The organism is Paenibacillus sp. 2TAB26, assembly GCF_052115145.1.
Taxonomy (GTDB): Bacteria; Bacillota; Bacilli; order Paenibacillales; family Paenibacillaceae; genus Pristimantibacillus.
On record NZ_JBFRGC010000020.1, the window covers coordinates 22,443 to 38,598 of the forward strand.

The 16,156-nt window shown below is 44.6% G+C and carries 14 protein-coding genes; 3 read left to right on the forward strand and 11 right to left on the reverse strand.

Going from position 1 to position 16,156, the window contains the following annotated elements; all coding sequences use genetic code 11:
• Positions 1-4: 4 nt before the first annotated feature.
• The 7 genes from AB4Z50_RS22225 to AB4Z50_RS22255 all read right to left on the reverse strand — a co-directional run bounded on the left by AB4Z50_RS22225 (position 5) and on the right by AB4Z50_RS22255 (position 10,205).
• A complete protein-coding gene (locus AB4Z50_RS22225; RefSeq protein WP_441882279.1) occupies positions 5-1,081 on the reverse strand; it encodes a D-alanine--D-alanine ligase family protein in 1,077 nt (358 codons plus the stop codon).
• A gap of 118 nt (positions 1,082-1,199) precedes the next feature.
• The gene (locus AB4Z50_RS22230) at positions 1,200-2,408 is read right to left on the reverse strand and encodes a VWA domain-containing protein (RefSeq protein ID WP_441882282.1); all 1,209 of its coding nucleotides are present in this window, start codon (positions 2,406-2,408) and stop codon (positions 1,200-1,202) included.
• A 1-nt stretch (position 2,409) separates the two neighbouring features.
• Complete coding sequence (locus AB4Z50_RS22235) at positions 2,410-4,737, reverse strand: DUF5682 family protein (protein WP_441882285.1); 2,328 nt, start codon at positions 4,735-4,737, stop codon at positions 2,410-2,412.
• Complete coding sequence (locus AB4Z50_RS22240) at positions 4,734-5,825, reverse strand: AAA family ATPase (protein WP_430059001.1); 1,092 nt, start codon at positions 5,823-5,825, stop codon at positions 4,734-4,736. The genes AB4Z50_RS22235 and AB4Z50_RS22240 overlap by 4 nt, the downstream gene beginning before the upstream one ends.
• On the reverse strand, positions 5,801-7,609 hold the full coding sequence (locus AB4Z50_RS22245) for a hypothetical protein (RefSeq protein ID WP_441882289.1): 1,809 nt from the start codon (positions 7,607-7,609) through the stop codon (positions 5,801-5,803). The genes AB4Z50_RS22240 and AB4Z50_RS22245 overlap by 25 nt, the downstream gene beginning before the upstream one ends.
• Before the next feature lie 21 nt (positions 7,610-7,630).
• Positions 7,631-9,070 (reverse strand): SWIM zinc finger family protein, encoded by a 1,440-nt coding sequence (locus tag AB4Z50_RS22250; protein ID WP_441882292.1) that lies wholly within the window; start codon positions 9,068-9,070, stop codon positions 7,631-7,633.
• A gap of 130 nt (positions 9,071-9,200) precedes the next feature.
• Positions 9,201-10,205, reverse strand: a complete 1,005-nt coding sequence (locus AB4Z50_RS22255; RefSeq protein WP_441882295.1) for an aldo/keto reductase — start codon at positions 10,203-10,205, stop codon at positions 9,201-9,203.
• 184 nt (positions 10,206-10,389) lie between these two features.
• Between AB4Z50_RS22255 and AB4Z50_RS22260 the strand changes: the two genes are divergently transcribed.
• Positions 10,390-11,190 (forward strand): AraC family transcriptional regulator, encoded by an 801-nt coding sequence (locus tag AB4Z50_RS22260; protein WP_441882298.1) that lies wholly within the window; start codon positions 10,390-10,392, stop codon positions 11,188-11,190.
• A gap of 52 nt (positions 11,191-11,242) precedes the next feature.
• On the opposite strand, the gene AB4Z50_RS22265 is transcribed toward AB4Z50_RS22260, so the two are convergent.
• The 4 genes from AB4Z50_RS22265 to AB4Z50_RS22280 all read right to left on the reverse strand — a co-directional run bounded on the left by AB4Z50_RS22265 (position 11,243) and on the right by AB4Z50_RS22280 (position 14,126).
• On the reverse strand, positions 11,243-11,671 hold the full coding sequence (locus tag AB4Z50_RS22265) for a GNAT family N-acetyltransferase (protein ID WP_441882536.1): 429 nt from the start codon (positions 11,669-11,671) through the stop codon (positions 11,243-11,245).
• Between the two features lie 82 nt (positions 11,672-11,753).
• Positions 11,754-12,809: a HAMP domain-containing sensor histidine kinase gene (locus AB4Z50_RS22270; RefSeq protein ID WP_441882538.1), complete on the reverse strand. Its 1,056-nt coding sequence runs from the start codon at positions 12,807-12,809 to the stop codon at positions 11,754-11,756.
• Positions 12,810-12,819: 10 nt separating this feature from the next.
• Positions 12,820-13,506: a response regulator gene (locus tag AB4Z50_RS22275; RefSeq protein WP_441882540.1), complete on the reverse strand. Its 687-nt coding sequence runs from the start codon at positions 13,504-13,506 to the stop codon at positions 12,820-12,822.
• A 50-nt stretch (positions 13,507-13,556) separates the two neighbouring features.
• The gene (locus AB4Z50_RS22280) at positions 13,557-14,126 is read right to left on the reverse strand and encodes a class I SAM-dependent methyltransferase (RefSeq protein WP_441882301.1); all 570 of its coding nucleotides are present in this window, start codon (positions 14,124-14,126) and stop codon (positions 13,557-13,559) included.
• Positions 14,127-14,353: 227 nt separating this feature from the next.
• Between AB4Z50_RS22280 and AB4Z50_RS22285 the strand changes: the two genes are divergently transcribed.
• Together AB4Z50_RS22285 and AB4Z50_RS22290 are read left to right on the forward strand one after the other, a co-directional pair.
• Positions 14,354-15,193 (forward strand): sugar phosphate isomerase/epimerase family protein, encoded by an 840-nt coding sequence (locus AB4Z50_RS22285; RefSeq protein ID WP_441882304.1) that lies wholly within the window; start codon positions 14,354-14,356, stop codon positions 15,191-15,193.
• 97 nt (positions 15,194-15,290) lie between these two features.
• Positions 15,291-16,091, forward strand: a complete 801-nt coding sequence (locus AB4Z50_RS22290; protein ID WP_441882307.1) for a (2Fe-2S)-binding protein — start codon at positions 15,291-15,293, stop codon at positions 16,089-16,091.
• The last annotated feature ends 65 nt before the right edge of the window (positions 16,092-16,156 follow it).

Sequence of the window (16,156 nt, forward strand, 5' to 3'; positions counted from 1 at the left end):
TCGGTCACCTCGTGTACTGAATCGATTGTTTTTCAGCATGACGCATGATAGCATAATCAATTAATTTCTCGACAAGCTCCGAATATCGAGTTCCATTCGTCCGCTCCCACATGACCGGATACATGCTGTAATTCGTAAAGCCAGGCAGTGCATTGATTTCATTCAAATACAACTGTCCCTTGCCATCTAAGAAAAAGTCTACCCGTGCAAGACCCGAGCAGTTATGAGTATGGTATGCTTTGATGGCTAGCTGCCTAATTTGCGACGTAATTTCTTCGGATAGATGCGCTGGAATCGACATCTTTAGCTGCTTATCCATGTATTTGGACTCGAAATCGAAGAAGACATGGTCATGGATGAATTCGCCTGGCAGTGAGGCAAGCGGCTTCTCATTACCCATAACAGCCACTTGAATCTCTCTGCCGATCACTTCACGCTCAAGCACAATTTTGTTGTCATACTTAAATGCTTCGGTAATGCCAGCAACCAGCTCTTGTTTGTCGTGGYATCTGCTGATGCCGATGCTTGATCCAAGTGAGGCTGGCTTCACATAACAAGGATAACCAATGGTCTCCTCTGCCATTTGAAGTACCTTTGAATGATCTTCGAGCCATTGATCATATCGATAAACACGGTAGTCGACCTGATGAATGCCTGCTTGCTCTAACAGCTGCTTTGAGATGGCTTTGTCCAGTGTAAGCGCTGAGGATAATACACCATTCCCAACATAAGGAACATTAAGCAATTCCAGCAGCCCTTGTACGGTTCCATCCTCTCCATATGAGCCATGCAGCAGCGGCAAGACAACTTTTTTTCCTGGCAATGCGAATTGACTCATTAAAACCTGTCCGATGGACTCGGCTTCACTCCTATGCTTGGGCAAAGCTATAAGATCGGTTAATTGAAGTCCTTCTTGATTTAACTTGTCAGGCGTACACCATAGTCCTTCTCGCGTAATGTAAATGGGGAATACTTCAAATTTAGAATCATCTATGGATTGAATAACGGTGTATGCTGTTTTTAATGAAACCTCATGCTCGACGGATTTGCCGCCGTATAGGACATATAGTTTTGTTTGCATAAAAAAAAACCTCCCAAAATCGACTTGTTATCTATTACTAAAGATAACAATCAATCGTTAAGAGGCTTGTAAGTAAAGTTTAATTAAAGCTTAAGATTCCATAAACTGTTTATAAGGTTTATTTACCCGCTGGATCAATTGCGCTAGCAAGCTCCTGCAAATCTCGCCCTTGCAGCGCGCCTGCAATCAGCTCTGGAAGCCGGTCCGGCGTACAGCCGAAGCATGGAATGCCAAATGTGGACAGCTTTTTTGCAAGCGCAGCGTCATAAGAAGGAACTCCGCTATCCGACAAGGCTAACAAGCAAATTACGCTAACGCCGGATTGCCGCATATTTTCCATCCGCCTAATAAGTGCTGCTTGGTTGCCGCCTTCATAGAGATCTGAAATTAGAATAAACAATGTTTTCTTGGGGTCGCTAATAAACTGCTCGCAATATTGAACTGATTTGTTAATGTCTGTGCCGCCGCCGAGCTGAATGCCAAACAACATATCGACTGGATCATTGGCACATTGCTCGCTTAAATCAGCAACTTCAGTATCGAAGGTGACAACATGTGTATCCAAGGCAGGCAAGCTCGCAAAAATAGAACCAATAATAGAAGCATAAATGACCGAATCCGCCATCGAACCGCTCTGATCGATATCGAGGATAACGGTCCATTCCTTACTCCGCCGAGCGCGTTCAAAAAAATAAAACCGTTCTGGAATAAGCTTTTGGCTATCCAAATCATAATGCTTCAAATTTCTGCGGATTGTCGTTTTCCAATCCAGCCCTGTCATCGAAGGCAACGGTGAATGTTTTCTTCGGTTCAAAGCGCCTGTAACGGCTCGCCGAATTTCATGCTCCAAGCGAGCTAAAATTTCATCGACGACCTCGCGAACGAGTAATCTTGCTGTTTCTTTTGTTTTCTCAGGGATACGGCCTTTTAACGCGATGAGTGTCGCAACCATCCGAATATCAGGCTTCACCTGACTTAGCGTCTCCGGCTCGAACAACAGTTGTGTCAAGCCCTTCCGCTCAATGGCATCCGCTTGAATGACCGATACAATATCAGATGGAAAGAAGCTGCGAACGTCACCTAGCCATTTGGTTAATTTGGGCGATGATGCGCCAAGACCAGCTGAACGACCACCGCTGTTTTTGGGTTTGTCCGTCATAATCTCAGTTGTTTCATCATAAATGGCTGCAAGAGCTTGATCCATCAAGCTCAGCTCACTATCGAGCAACTCCTGACCATTCGCCATGTCAGATAGCTTGTCGTTTGCAGAATTTCCCAAAATGAGGCGCCAACGCTTTAATTGTTCGAAATGCTCATTATCGCTCATATTATAAGTCTCCAAAGTCGAACTCATTGAGCTCATCTATTTTTTGTTGCTCCTCACTGCTCAGTGGGCGCTGCAATACATCGGCCGCCTCTAAGGATCCAAAATCCCATACATCACCTAATAATTGCGCAATCGCGTTTTTTTCTCTAGCTTCGAAGGATGAAAAAGCTCTTCTAAGAAAAACAAGCGATCGTCTGAACTGCTCATCATCAAGCGATCTTGTATAAAGGTCGAGCTGTTCCCATAACTGCCTCCGAGACAGCAGCACATAACGATTGCGGAGAGACATGCCTTCAAACCAGCCAGCTCCGATATCAGCAGGTATCCCCGGGGATAATCGTCTCGACACCTCTCGTGCTAACCGTTCATGATCGATTAGGTTGCGCTCAAGCAGCAAAGCAAATGCTAGACCTGACAGTTTAGCATTCCGATCATCGCGATAAGCAAGCTCCTCTAGTTGCTGTACCCATCGCTCGTCATCCACCACCTCAAAATGCTGCTGTGATACAGTATGCATATCGATGATTGCTGAAGCCATATTTGCCGCGGCATCGTCACTGCAAATCGACGAATCAACAAGGAGCAGCGTACCTCTTAAAAAAAGCTGTTGAAGAAGAGGTACTAACACATCCGTATTCATTTTTCGAACATCGCCAAATTGTACGAGAATAGACAATTCACGAAGTGTCCCTGCGATTTGAGTATAGTCACCAGCTTCTACTGCCAACTCTTGTAGTGTGCGACGCGCATCTTCCATAGATGCGGGCAGCCCGCATTGCCATGCTGCCTTAACGAGCGACGCAGCGACTAATAGGTTAGTGCTCTGCGCTAAAGACTCCTTAATAGAGAAAGCAGCTGCTAGTTCGATCGTCTCCCCTTTCATGATGGACTCAACGATCTCAATCTCGGCTTCTGGCGTCCAGCAGAGCACCCAGTGTTCTGCCCATGTTGCGCCGTCCTGCTTGACTGCTCGTTTCTTAGCAAAGCTAATCGATAGGAGCTGAAGTCGCTCAAGAAAAAAAGATCTTCTTAAATCAAGAAAAGCAGCATCCTCGGATTTCACTCTTCTGTTCTCCCGAAGATCCAGCTCAAGGTCAGTTGCTACCGTCGTTTTATATTTTTCCAGCTTTAACGATTTCAAGTTTCGATTAAGATCCTCTTGAATAGGAGTTTGGCTGATTCCGTCGGGCAAAGCACCAATAGCGGTACCAATATTCGTTCTTGCAAGCGCATCTGCTACAATCGAAAGCTCGCCATATCCAAGACAAGTAATGGCGGCATCTTGAAGATCACGCAGCGTCGGCAATCTTCCTCCGTGCAGGGAAGCCAGTGATTCAGCTAATCTTACTGCTTCGATAACGGAAGCTGCGGAACGGAAATTACCGCTCTGCCGCATATAACCTGCAATCGTTGCTAGATAAGCGGAAGACAATTTTCCAAGGTCACCACTGACTAAACATTGCCAAGCAAGCTCAAAATAGGACGGTGCCGCGTTACCCGCTCCATAGCCTGAATGACTGGATAACTTATAATACGAATAGGGCATAAGCGTCAGCTTGGTCGGTATCTTAGGCAATGCTGCTGCTTCTTGCTCAGTCATGCCGTCCAATTCCGCTTCGAGTGCTGAAACATGATACGCTCCGGTAACAACTACAATTCGCTCAGCTGGAATGCCTCCTTCTATCGCCTCAGCAATTCGTGCACGCATGTAAGCTTCGCGAATTTCATTGTGAGCGGCCTCTAGCGGTGTATATATCCGTTCATCCGTCTCAGATAGCTGCCTCATCTCACTTGAAAAAGCATGAATAGCATGGCGGTAGGTATTAGGCTCGCTGCTATGTTCAAACGAACGTTCCCAATAGGTTTCGTAATCGGATTCTCCCGCTGATATAGCCACTTGCTCATAACGATCATTGATTTGTTCACGATGCGAGCGGGCACCTTCGGCATAATCTTCTTTTTCACTAGCAGCACTTAATTTCAAGTGAAGGCTAACCGATATATCGGACGGCAAATCGATGAATCTGGCTTCAACGCCATTTCTAGCTGCCCATACAAATGCTTGATACTCAGGGGAATACTCCGCTAACGGAAAAACAAGCGTACGGATTGGCAATTGATCGGTATAGGCTAATATGGCAATGGGCGGCTTTACACCCTTTAATGTGATTTGGCTAATGAGCTCCGTTGCATCCGATGGCCCTTCTACGAGTACGAGCTGCGGCTTAACTTCTTGAAGAAAAGTTTGCAGATGAAATGCCCCGGTCGGTGAGAGATGCCGTACGCCGAATAAATGAACGCCGTAATTGGATACGGCAGCCGTACTCACGAACTCAGCTCACGGCAAGCACGATATAGCCCTCGCCACTCGGCTCCCCGTTTTTTCATCACATTTTCCAAATATTCCTTCCACACCGCATCATCTTTTGCTTCATCCTTAACGACAGCTCCAAGCAGACCGGCAGCAAGGTCCTCTTCAGCAACCTGCCCATCCCCAAAGCTGCTTGCCAGCGCCATACTATTAATAAGCAAGGATATTGCTTCCGCAGTTGAGATTGCACCACTTGGCTGCTTCAGCTTCTCTTTGCCGTCTAGTGTCATCCCGCTGCGCAGCTCGCGGAAAATGGTCACAACCTTGCGTACAGCTTCCTCCTCAGGAACAGCCTCACCAAGCCGATAATTGGAAGCAATCTCGCTTACCCGTTTGCGCACAATGGCTACTTCCGTATCCAAATCTGATGGTGCCGGCAGCACAACGATGTTGAAACGACGCTTCAAAGCGGCGGACATATCGTTGACACCGCGGTCACGCGTATTTGCGGTTGCAATAATGGAGAAACCTCTTGCAGCGGGAATGTCTCTGCCTAGCTCAGGTACAGAAATCGTCTTCTCCGATAAAATGGAAATTAAAGCATCCTGTACCTCTGAAGCGCAGCGTGATATTTCTTCAAACCGCGAAATGCCTCCTGCCTCCATCGCACGATAGATCGGGCTTTTGACAAGCGCTTCCTCGGACGGACCATTAGCAAGAAGCATTGCATAATTCCATGAGTATCGTACCTGTTCTTCACTTGTACCAGCGGTTCCTTGAATAACCTTAGATGAATCGCCATGAATGGCCGCCGTCAAATTTTCCGAGAGCCATGACTTTGCTGTTCCCGGCTCACCTATAAGCAATAAGGCTCGGTCGGTAAGCAGTGTCGCAATCGCAATTTCAACGAGTCTTGTGTGACCAATATATTTTGGCGTAATATCTACCTTGCCAGCACGGCCACCTGTAATAAAAGTTAATACAGCCCGCGGTGACAGCTGCCAACCTGCTGGTTTCTCCCCAGTGTCATGTTTCTTCAGTGCTTCGAGTTCATGTGCATATAACTGCTCTGCAGGCAACCTTAAGATAGTTTGTTTTTGATCCATGCTAGAAATCCCGCTCCTTCTGGTTTCGATTCAAGCTCCGCTGGCTTAGCGGCAATGTGTTCGGCTAGCTGTTTTAATTGGTCACGAGAGTACTCGCTTGACATCTTATCCGCGATTTGCTGAAGCCTATCCGCAAATTCCCCCGGAAGCATAGCAATTAATAGCTGCAAATCTCGGTCCATATAATAAAAGGATTTTTGCGTAGAAAGCTCCAGTGATGACATCAGCATCTCTGGCGTATCAGTATGTCCGAGCCGGAATAACGTGTACAAAATATGAATTGATCGATGCTTCATCAGTTGTGGCGCTACTTTCGCTTTGTCGACTAAATAGCGGATTGCCCTCTCATTAGGGCGTTCCACTAATCGGCATACAAGCTCTTCCTCATTTAATGTGATAAAGCGATCTGTCCATCTCGCATCCCAGCTCCACTGATTTTGATGTTGCGTAAATGCGGCTTGCACAACCGTATGAGGAGTAAGTTCATATATGGCTTGTATTAGCTCGCGTGCAGCTTTACTCTTTTTCTCTTCTACATAGCCTTCATACCTGTCAAAAACATCTGCAGGGCTTAATACTTGTCGTGCGGCTTTGAACGAATACGCGATCAAATAGGCGCGGCGATTGCGAAGCTCATGAAGAAACACTAATGCCTCATCATTTTTGGAATCTAATAATATTTGAGCTGCTTGGCTCATCAATGGTTCCATTTCTTTGAAAGAAAGGAGATCATTATCTAGCATTTGCATCAGAAATTCTCTAACGGTTTGAACATCTGCTTTGGATTGAAAGCAAGTGATGACGCTGCTGAACTTTTCTTGGAAGCCCGTATCTTGTTTAGCTGAAACGACATGTTCAGCCAGCTCTAAACCATAAACCAACAATTGCTCGGTTAATGCAGTAAGCTCACACGCTTGAATGGGAGCTATGGCGATGTCTGTATCTTTTTTCTTTAGTGATTCCATCAAACGGTCAACGACTTGTGTAGATTCGAAGCGGGACAATGCCATTAAAGCTGCGCTGCGAATCTCTTTTTTTCGGTCATGCGATAGATCAAGCAAATGTTCCTCGAAGCTAGGCAAACCAGCCGTAAGCGATATCGCAGCTATACGTACCGGCAGTCCTCCATCCTTCTGCGCTGTCAGCAGAGTTGGCCATAATTCTTTTTTGTCCTTCGCCAGCTTATAAAGGCATACTAGCATTCTCGCGTCGCCGCTGCCTCCCTGCATATCAAATTCTGAATGCAGTATTGGCAAGGCAGCTGAACCAAGAAGCGGGATGACATGATCTGCGACATATTCAGCAATTTCAGAATAGCTGTCTCTCAAAGCGTTGACGGCTGGTGCGAATGTTCTTACATCGTTGAACAGTCCTGCCTCAACCCCTTGTTTAATGGCTTCGAGCCGATTGGGACCGCGAAGCGTCAGCGAATCAATGAGCGGCTTAAGTTTTCGATAAGGGACCGTCGTGATCGTTTTGTTATTTGCTGCTTCTATTCCAACGGGCAGCAGCTCACCAGGCGCTTCAATAGAGCTTTGTGTATGCAAGACCGCTTGCAGCAATACCGTTAAATCCAGCAGCTTGTCAGCCGCATTCTCTGGCTCAGCCCTTGTAACACTATCGACTTCTTCTGCAATTCGTTTGAAAATGGGTGCCTTTTCACCAAATTGCTGCAGCTGTGGGAGCGACCGTTTCAAACGCGCATCATCTGCCGCCATCCCCGCACCTGCTATGACTAAACGGCGAACGTCTTCATACAAATCTCGCAATAATGGAATACTCATATTTTGCTCCTTCGTCAACCATTAATAGAATAAGCGGATCATTTCTTGTTCGGTAATTAGAGCCAGAGGTTGTGCCAGCAGCTTTCCTTCTGCGAGACGATCCTCGAACATGACAAGTACCGCCACATTTGAAAGCAGCTCTTTATCTAAATTACGGAGTAAAGGCAATGTAGGATGTTTCAGCTTTGAGATTCCATCAAGTGGAAGCCTTGCTCCTTGCTCATCAACTAGAACAAATCCGCCTTCCGAATTTGCCACCTGTGCAGCATGAAGCAGCATGACCGGGTTGCGGTCTGCTAATGGATTTTTGAGCTGATTTTTCACCGTTTTTACTGCCGCTGAATAGGATCGCTCTGCATAAGAACGTATAACAACGCGATCACTTGGAATCAATTCACGCATAGTCATCTCTTCCCAGCGAACCCTTTTATTCAAATCGCCTGGATAAGCGAATAACTCCTTCGTTTGGACGACCATAAAGCAGCTATCCTCTTCCTTCATATGTTTGGCTGCTCGGAAAGGCCGATAGCTGCGTGTGACGACGATTTCTCCATCTTGAAGCTGCAACCAATACCCCTCATCCACATGTTCACCGCGTGCTTCGTCGGAATAGGAGCGGAAAGATAGCTGTACAAGCTCAGCTGCTTCACGGAGAAGTCCATGCTCACGCAGCTCAGCTAACTGCCATGCATGGCCAATTTTTTCTTCAAGAGGGCTTGAAATATCCATTGGAATGCTTGAATCTTCCATTCGCGCCTTCAAATAATCCCGGCTGCGCTTAATTACAGCATGCATAGCAGCAAGCTGTTCACAAACCTCGGAGTAAATCGTCTCCGGATTATCACTTGAGCCTACTAAAACCAATATCTCTCGAAATGCAGCTTGGAGCCCGGGTACAAAGTGATTGCCAAGCTGTTTTGCTTGCTCCTCATACATGTGAAGAGAGCGTTTATCCAACGAAGCTAAACCGCTTTGTACGATTTGCTGCACAAGCTTGTGAACGAGCTCGACCCCTTCAAGCTGCGAAGCGAGTTTCTTGATAAGAGCGTTTTTGTTAACCTTGCGTTTAGTCTCTGTACCTGCTGGAATCGAGGCAGCTTCCTTCTTTTTCTCATCACGCTTGTCCGCTTTCTCGCGCTTATCTGCAATATCCGCAGGTATCTCTTCCGTTGAAAAAGCCTTTCCTCCGGCATATGCATACAGAAGTCCTAATATATGTTTGCATGGAAATTGACGGCTTGGACAGGAGCAGCGAAATACAGGTTGTTCGGCTTTTACGAAGTCAACGGAGCAGCTGTAGGGCTCTTTGCCGCTGCCCTTACATTCCCCAAATAACAACAATCCGTCTTCCGTACGGCATAACTTCTGGAAGCTGTTTTTGCGTACGAGATCGTTACCGTTTTTGATTGCTCCCGCATTGGGCGCCATTGCATCGATGAAAGCTTCAGTAAGATGGGTCATAGTTTCCCTCACTCGTTAGGTTTGATTTCATTCGTTTATTTCCACAAAACACGTATCATTTCCTGCTTTTGGGGTCATTTACAGTGTTTAAAACAAAGAAAAACCCAGGCGTATGCGCCTGGGCTTGGTATTACCATGGAATATCTCCAATATTGTGCATAATAGCGTCGATCTGGGCTAATTCTTCAGCAGACAGCGGAGCACTTTCCAGTGCCTTTACATTCTCTTCAATCTGGCTTACGCGGCTGACACCGATCAATGCTGAGGTAACTCCACCTTCACGCAGAGCCCATGTTAATGCCAATTGGGATAAGGTTTGTCCCCTTCTTGCCGCTAGCTGCTCTAGGCTGCGGAATTTTTGAACCCGCTCTGCCGTGATTGCTTCTGGTTTCATCGCGCTGGAAGCTGCACTCGATTCCGCTTCGATTTTATCGACATACTTATTCGTCAGTTGTCCTCTTCCAAGCGGGCAATAAGCGATCGAGCCTATGCCATTCTCAGAAAGTACATCCTGCAAACCGTCTTCAATCCAACGGTTCAGCATGGAGTAATTCGGCTGATGAATCAGGCAAGGCGTCCCTAGCTGTTTCAAAATTTTCACAGCAGCGCTTGTCTGCTCCGCACTGTAGTTGGATAAACCAACATACAAAGCTTTACCCTGTCTTACCGCATGATCTAACGCGCCCATTGTTTCCTCAAGCGGCGTTTCTGGATCAGGACGATGGGAATAAAATATATCGACATAATCAAGTCCCATTCTCGTTAAGCTGCGATCCAAGCTGGACAGCAAATTTTTACGTGAGCCCCATTCGCCGTATGGACCTTCCCACATGTAATAGCCCGCTTTTGTAGAAATTAGAAGCTCATCGCGATAGGGAGCCAAATCCTTCTTATATACTGCTCCGAACGTTTCTTCAGCAGAACCGGCAGGCGGTCCATAGTTGTTTGCTAGGTCAAAATGATTAATGCCGAGATCGAACGCTTTTAAAAGCATTGCACGTGAGTTTTCAAGCGGTTGATTGCCGCCGAAATTTTGCCATAGACCAAGGGATATCGCAGGAAGCTTAATTCCACTTTTGCCTGCGCGTTTATACAACATATCGGAATAACGTGATGAATCAGCAGCATAAGGCATTTATCATATTCCCCTTTGTTTTTAGAATGATTTCGTTGTTTGAAACATGATATAATGATTACTTACTATCGTTATTGCTTTTAAAGTATAGCTTAATGCTGCTGCAATAAGGAATGTCCACATGCAAGTCATATATGTCATAATGTAATATGTTAGAGACCTACAATCAAGGAAGTGACAATGAATGTGCGAGCATTATGATCTGGTCTATTATTATCACGGGAAGCAGTTCTGCGAAGCTGGCTATAGCTGGGGACCCGGCGTTAAGGATCATTACAAAATTTTATTTATTCATGAAGGTAAAGGCACCTACCAGATTAACAGAAAAACATATGCCTTAAAAAAAGGACAAGGCTTTATGGTATTTCCAAATACGATATGCCATATGAAGGCGGATCTTCAAGATCCGTGGGTCTATTCGTGGATTGCTTTTCAAGGAACATGTGTTGACGGTTTACTTGAACAGGTCCACTTAAGCAAAACGGCCCCTTCTTTCTCGTACGCTCCAGCAAATTGGTTTGAGCCTTGGTTAGAACAGTTTAATGATGCTGGGGAACTTGAGAAAAACAGCGGTCTTGTCGTGCATAGCCTGCTCTATCGCCTTATTTCGGATTGGATCGATATGTTGACTGCCCCTAATCAAATCGGTTATTTGCCTAAAGCAAAGGATGTTTATGTTCGCAAAGCGATCGATTATATCAAAATGAATTACTACACCAAAATAAGCATTACTGAGCTGGCCAAACTCATTGGCATAGACCGCATATACTTATCCGCCTTATTTAAGGAAGTTGTAAATCAATCACCACAAACCTACTTATTGCATTATCGAATGGATAAAGCTTGTGATCTCATGAACAATCAACAGCTTTCGGTATCTGATATTTCCCACTCCGTCGGCTATAACGACCCTCTTCTCTTCTCGAAAATGTTCAAAAAAGTGAAAGGGATATCTCCCAGTCATTATCGCAAAGAAATTGTCTAATTTCTTCAAAAAAAGAGAGCTTGCAGGAGCAGGCTCTCTTCATCATTATTATTTAATGTGATAAATCTTTAACCATCTTAACATGTGGAATATTCTCTTCCATAAAGACGGTGGATGCTACCTCATAACCTTGCTTCTCATAAAAAGCTGCTGCTTGAACTTGTCCATGCAGCTTCGCTTTCTTAAGCCCCTTTTCACGTGCGATCAACTCAAGCTCGTCCATAATTGCTTTGCCGAGTTTATGCATGCGGTGTGAAGCCAAAACGCAAATCCGCTCTATTTTTGCCATATCATCGACGATCCGCACTCTGCCCGTTCCAACAGGTACATTCTCGTAATATACAAGAACATGATCAGCGATTGCATCGTATTCATCAAGCTCTATTTCCTCCGCAACACCTTGCTCTTTGACGAAGACTGTTTTTCGAATCAGGTACGCCTCTTCCAATTGCTCATCTGTCGTAATCCGTTTTGTTTCCATCTTTCTCTTTCCTTCCATAAAGAAATCTCTATAAAACTGCGACTATTCAGCCTCTATGTTTATTATAATGCTAATTTGCTAATTAGCCAAAACTTATCGGTATTTCAATCCAAAAAATATAATGGCCGTTGTCATGAACAACGCCGATTTCTCCTCCATGCATCTCTACTATTTGTTTGGCAATGGTAAGTCCAAGACCTGTACCAGCTGGCATAGAGCTGCGAATATCATTCGACTCCCGCTTGAAAAAACGATCAAACAATTGCGCTTCCTCATGAGGATTAATCGGTACTCCTTCATTTTCAATGGTTAACCGAAATATATCGTTCGAGGCAGTTGCTTTTACCGTCATCACACTCGGTTTGATCGAATATTTGAGCGCATTGATTAAAAGATTGTCAATTGCTCTGACTATTTTCTGGGTATCACTCTCCACGCATATCGGTCTTGCACAAAAGCTTTTCACCACTATGATTCCCTGCTCGGCAGCAACAGGCTCAAATTCAATAATAAGCTGCTCTACTAGTTTGTTGATATCTACGGATTGCTTAATGAAATTGTGATCTCCGCCAGTCAGACGTGTATATTCAAACAAATCATCGATCAATTTCTTAAGTTGCTGCGTCTTGTGGAAAGCATTGTCTATAAATCGTTCTTGTTCACTTGGATCTTGAGAGGCATGTGATTTCAATAAATCTAAATAACCGATAATGCTCGTAAGCGGAGTCCGCAAATCATGCGAAACATGTGTGATTAGCTCCATCTTCGACTGTTCGAGCATTCGTTCACGCTCTAGCTGCGTTTGCAGCTGCTGAGCCATATGGTTAATATTTTGAGCAACGATACCCAGTTGATCCTGCCTTGTTAACGGTACGCGGTATTCCAGATCCCCACCAGCTATTTTGATTAGCCCATACGTTATTTCTTTGAAATAACTGACCACACCACGCGTAAAAACAAAGAAGAAAAAAATAAAGATACCGAAAAATAAAGGCAACGATATGAAATTATTGAGTATAAACCCAAACTGCGTTCGAGTAAAATGATCCATTCCTACGATAAACACCACGGCAATGATGAAACTTAGGACAGGCACCCACAGCATAAGACCACGAATGCTGCGCAGTCCCATTAGCATACTGCTCACATTATTTTTCAATCTTATAGCCAACTCCCCATACCGTTTTTATATATCTCGGTTCTCTTGGGTTATCTTCGATTTTCTCTCGAATATTGCGGATATGAACCATGACCGTATTTTCGGAGTAAAAGGCGGATTGGTCCTTCCATACGTTCTGATAAATTTTATCGATATTGAAGACTTGCCCCCTGTGCGATGCGAGCAGCAGCAATATTGCAAATTCGATAGGTGTTAGTGCTAGTTCTTGGCCTTTTACTGTAACCAAATGCTGATCCTTATTGATGATAAGCGCATCTATCGTAATTTCGTTTGAAGCACTCGCCGCCTGAACCGTCAAGCTTTGCCTTCGCAGCTGTGCTTTGACTCGCGCCAGCAGCTCCAATGGATTAAACGGTTTTGTAACATAATCATCAGCCCCTGTGGATAGGCCTGTAATTTTATCGATATCTTCGCCCTTTGCAGAAAGCATAATAATGGGGACATCGTGTTCCTCTCTAATTTTGAGGCAAGCTTTAATCCCATCCCATTTGGGCATCATAACGTCCAGAATAATCAAATGGACGGGTTCGCGGTTGATAACCTCTACTGCATGCTGTCCATCGACCGCTTCCACTACACGATATCCTTCATTCCTTAAATAAATCTGTAGTATATCACGAATTTCCGGATCATCGTCAACAACCAAAATCGTCATGCTCACTTGTTTGCCTCCTTAAATGAAGTTTTACGACATGCTTATAAAGGCTATTTTTTTCTACAAACGTATACGAAAGCAGGCGGAACATTGATAGGTACAAAAATGATCTTTTCAATATGAAAATGTAAACTTAATTGCTTCTTCATTTGCTGCGAATACTGAAAGGCAACAAACCATCCATCATCCTTTAAGGAGTTTACTATTTGCGCGATCAGCACATCCCTCAGTGTCTGATGGAAATTGAAAAAAGGCAAGCCGCTAATGATACAGTCCAATTGCTCAATTCCTTCTTGCTGTAAGGCTGCTTGCAAGTTTGTCGTGTTCTCATAACATGCAAAATTTGGGTAATTTTCTTCCAATGTTTTTAACATAAACGGATCTGTCTCAAAAAGCAAAACTTTCGTTTGTTGGTGAGCAGCTTCCTGAATATGCTTTGTTATCGCACCGGTGCCAGCACCAAGCTCCGCTGCCGCCAGTACCTCATGCCATGGGACGCTCTCGACCATCTTTTGGGCCAAATACTTGGAGCTCGGCATGACACTGCCGATTTCCATAGGCTTATATAAAAACTTATACAGAAACAAGCATTTTTCCTTTAACGATTGTTTTATTCCCATGATTGTTGGTCACTCCCTCGCTTCTTTTCCTCATGCTAACAAGAAATTGTGCGGATAAAGCGAGGATAAATATGAATTTATTCTGAAGAGCATTCATTCTTTCACTTCAATATCCCACAAAAATGACCAACTAGAGGAGTAATATGCCAAAAGCGAAGCTTTTTTTCGGCTTGCTGCGTGCTATGCTAGCCTTAGGATTAAATAATATAGTAAAGGCGGGATATATAGTGTCATATCTATCAATCAGCACATGGAGCTTACATCGCAATCTTGGACCTCTTCACTGGACGATATGGGATACCGAAACGAATACTCATCAAACGCGTGTACAAGAACAACCGCAGCTTACGACTTTGCTAGACCTTCCAGTTGAGGCAGCTGCTAGAGGTTATCAAGCGCTTGAAGTTTGCCATTTTCATTTTCCTTCAACAGATCCGGCTTATCTTGAGCAGCTTCGCCTCTCTTTCGATAATGCTGCGATTAAATTTGATACCTTGCTGCTCGACTATGGTGACATAACAACAGTAGATGCGGCTAAAAGAACAGCAGATCTTAGTTTCATACGGGATTGGATCGATGTTGCTTCACAATGCGGGGCGAAACAAATTCGTGTCATTGCTGGCGAATCTTCACCAAGTGATGATGCTGCCATTGAATTGTCCGCTTCCTCCTTGTCCGAGCTAGCTGAATATGCTGCTTCTAGAAATGTTCATGTTATAACTGAAAATTTCAAAGCGCTTACGTCGACATCGGAAAGCAGTCTTAAGCTGCTTGCGCATGCGGGTAAAGCAGTAGGCTTTATAACCGACTTCGGCAACTATCATAGCGCGGACAAAATCAGTGAAATCGGCGATACAGCACCACTAAGCGTCTCTGTTCATGTTAAGCCTACCTATGATGATGCCGGTGTCCCTGATAAGGACGAGCTAGTCTCCTATCTTACTGAGGTTGAACGAGTTGGGTTTAAGGGTGCTTATGTTCTTATATACGATGGTCCAGGAGATATGTGGGAAGGGCTTAACCGAGTTAAAGCAATTGTAGAGCCATTAATATTGACAGTCCGCTAGCCCCCTCCTATACTTATAGAGTGGAATAATGATAATCATTATCGAGTAAACCTACTCTATAAGTATATTTTGAGAAACCGAAATGGGGCACAAATAAATGGCACATGACATGGACTTTACACTTGTAGAAACATATTTTCACATTTCTCCGAAAGGTGCCGTTCATCCCTTGCTTGAGCTGCCAGCGACCAGCTTTTACGACAAAGATACTGCTCATGCAACACTTATAAAAGCCGGAGAAATGGTGCAAGCAACGGGCATGCAACTAGCTGCTTCCTTTGTAGGCATGTCCTTCTTTAATCTGTGCATAACGAATCTATTTTTTGTTGCCCAATACAACCGTTATTTGGATTTATCGCTACATAATTTAACTTATCAGCTTGAGAAACACGATGATCATGCTCATCTGGGCTTCAAAATTAATGAGCTTCGCTGGACAGATGTGCCAACCGAAGAACAAGAAAGAAAGCAGTTTTTAGAGAATGCCTTCCGAACTAGCTTTACGGATGAGATTAACGATATCGTCGAAGCTGTAGCCATAAGTGCCGATGTGAAATCCGCCATGATCTGGAACCAGGTCGGTGGACAACTGCAGGGTGTGATTGATTTTCTGAAAAATAATATGAATGATCAGTCACTGTTGACAGTTGTTCAGCGCGATCTTAAGGTCATTCTCGGTCTGCCTGCTGAGGTATTTAATCGGAAACGGAACCCTTTTGTTCACAAGCCTCGGTATATCGATGATCCGTGGTCACCTGGAGGTCCACAAATCGTTCTTCGCTCTTCATGCTGTATGTATGATTGTCGTGTTGATGGTGTGAAATGTTATACCTGCCCTCGCATGCTGCCAGAAGAACGTGAAGAAAGACGCAAGCTGGTTGCAGCTGGCGTCCACTAATATAAAAAGCTGATATCAGATACTACATGTACCTGACATCAGCTTTTTTTGCTGCATTATTTTAT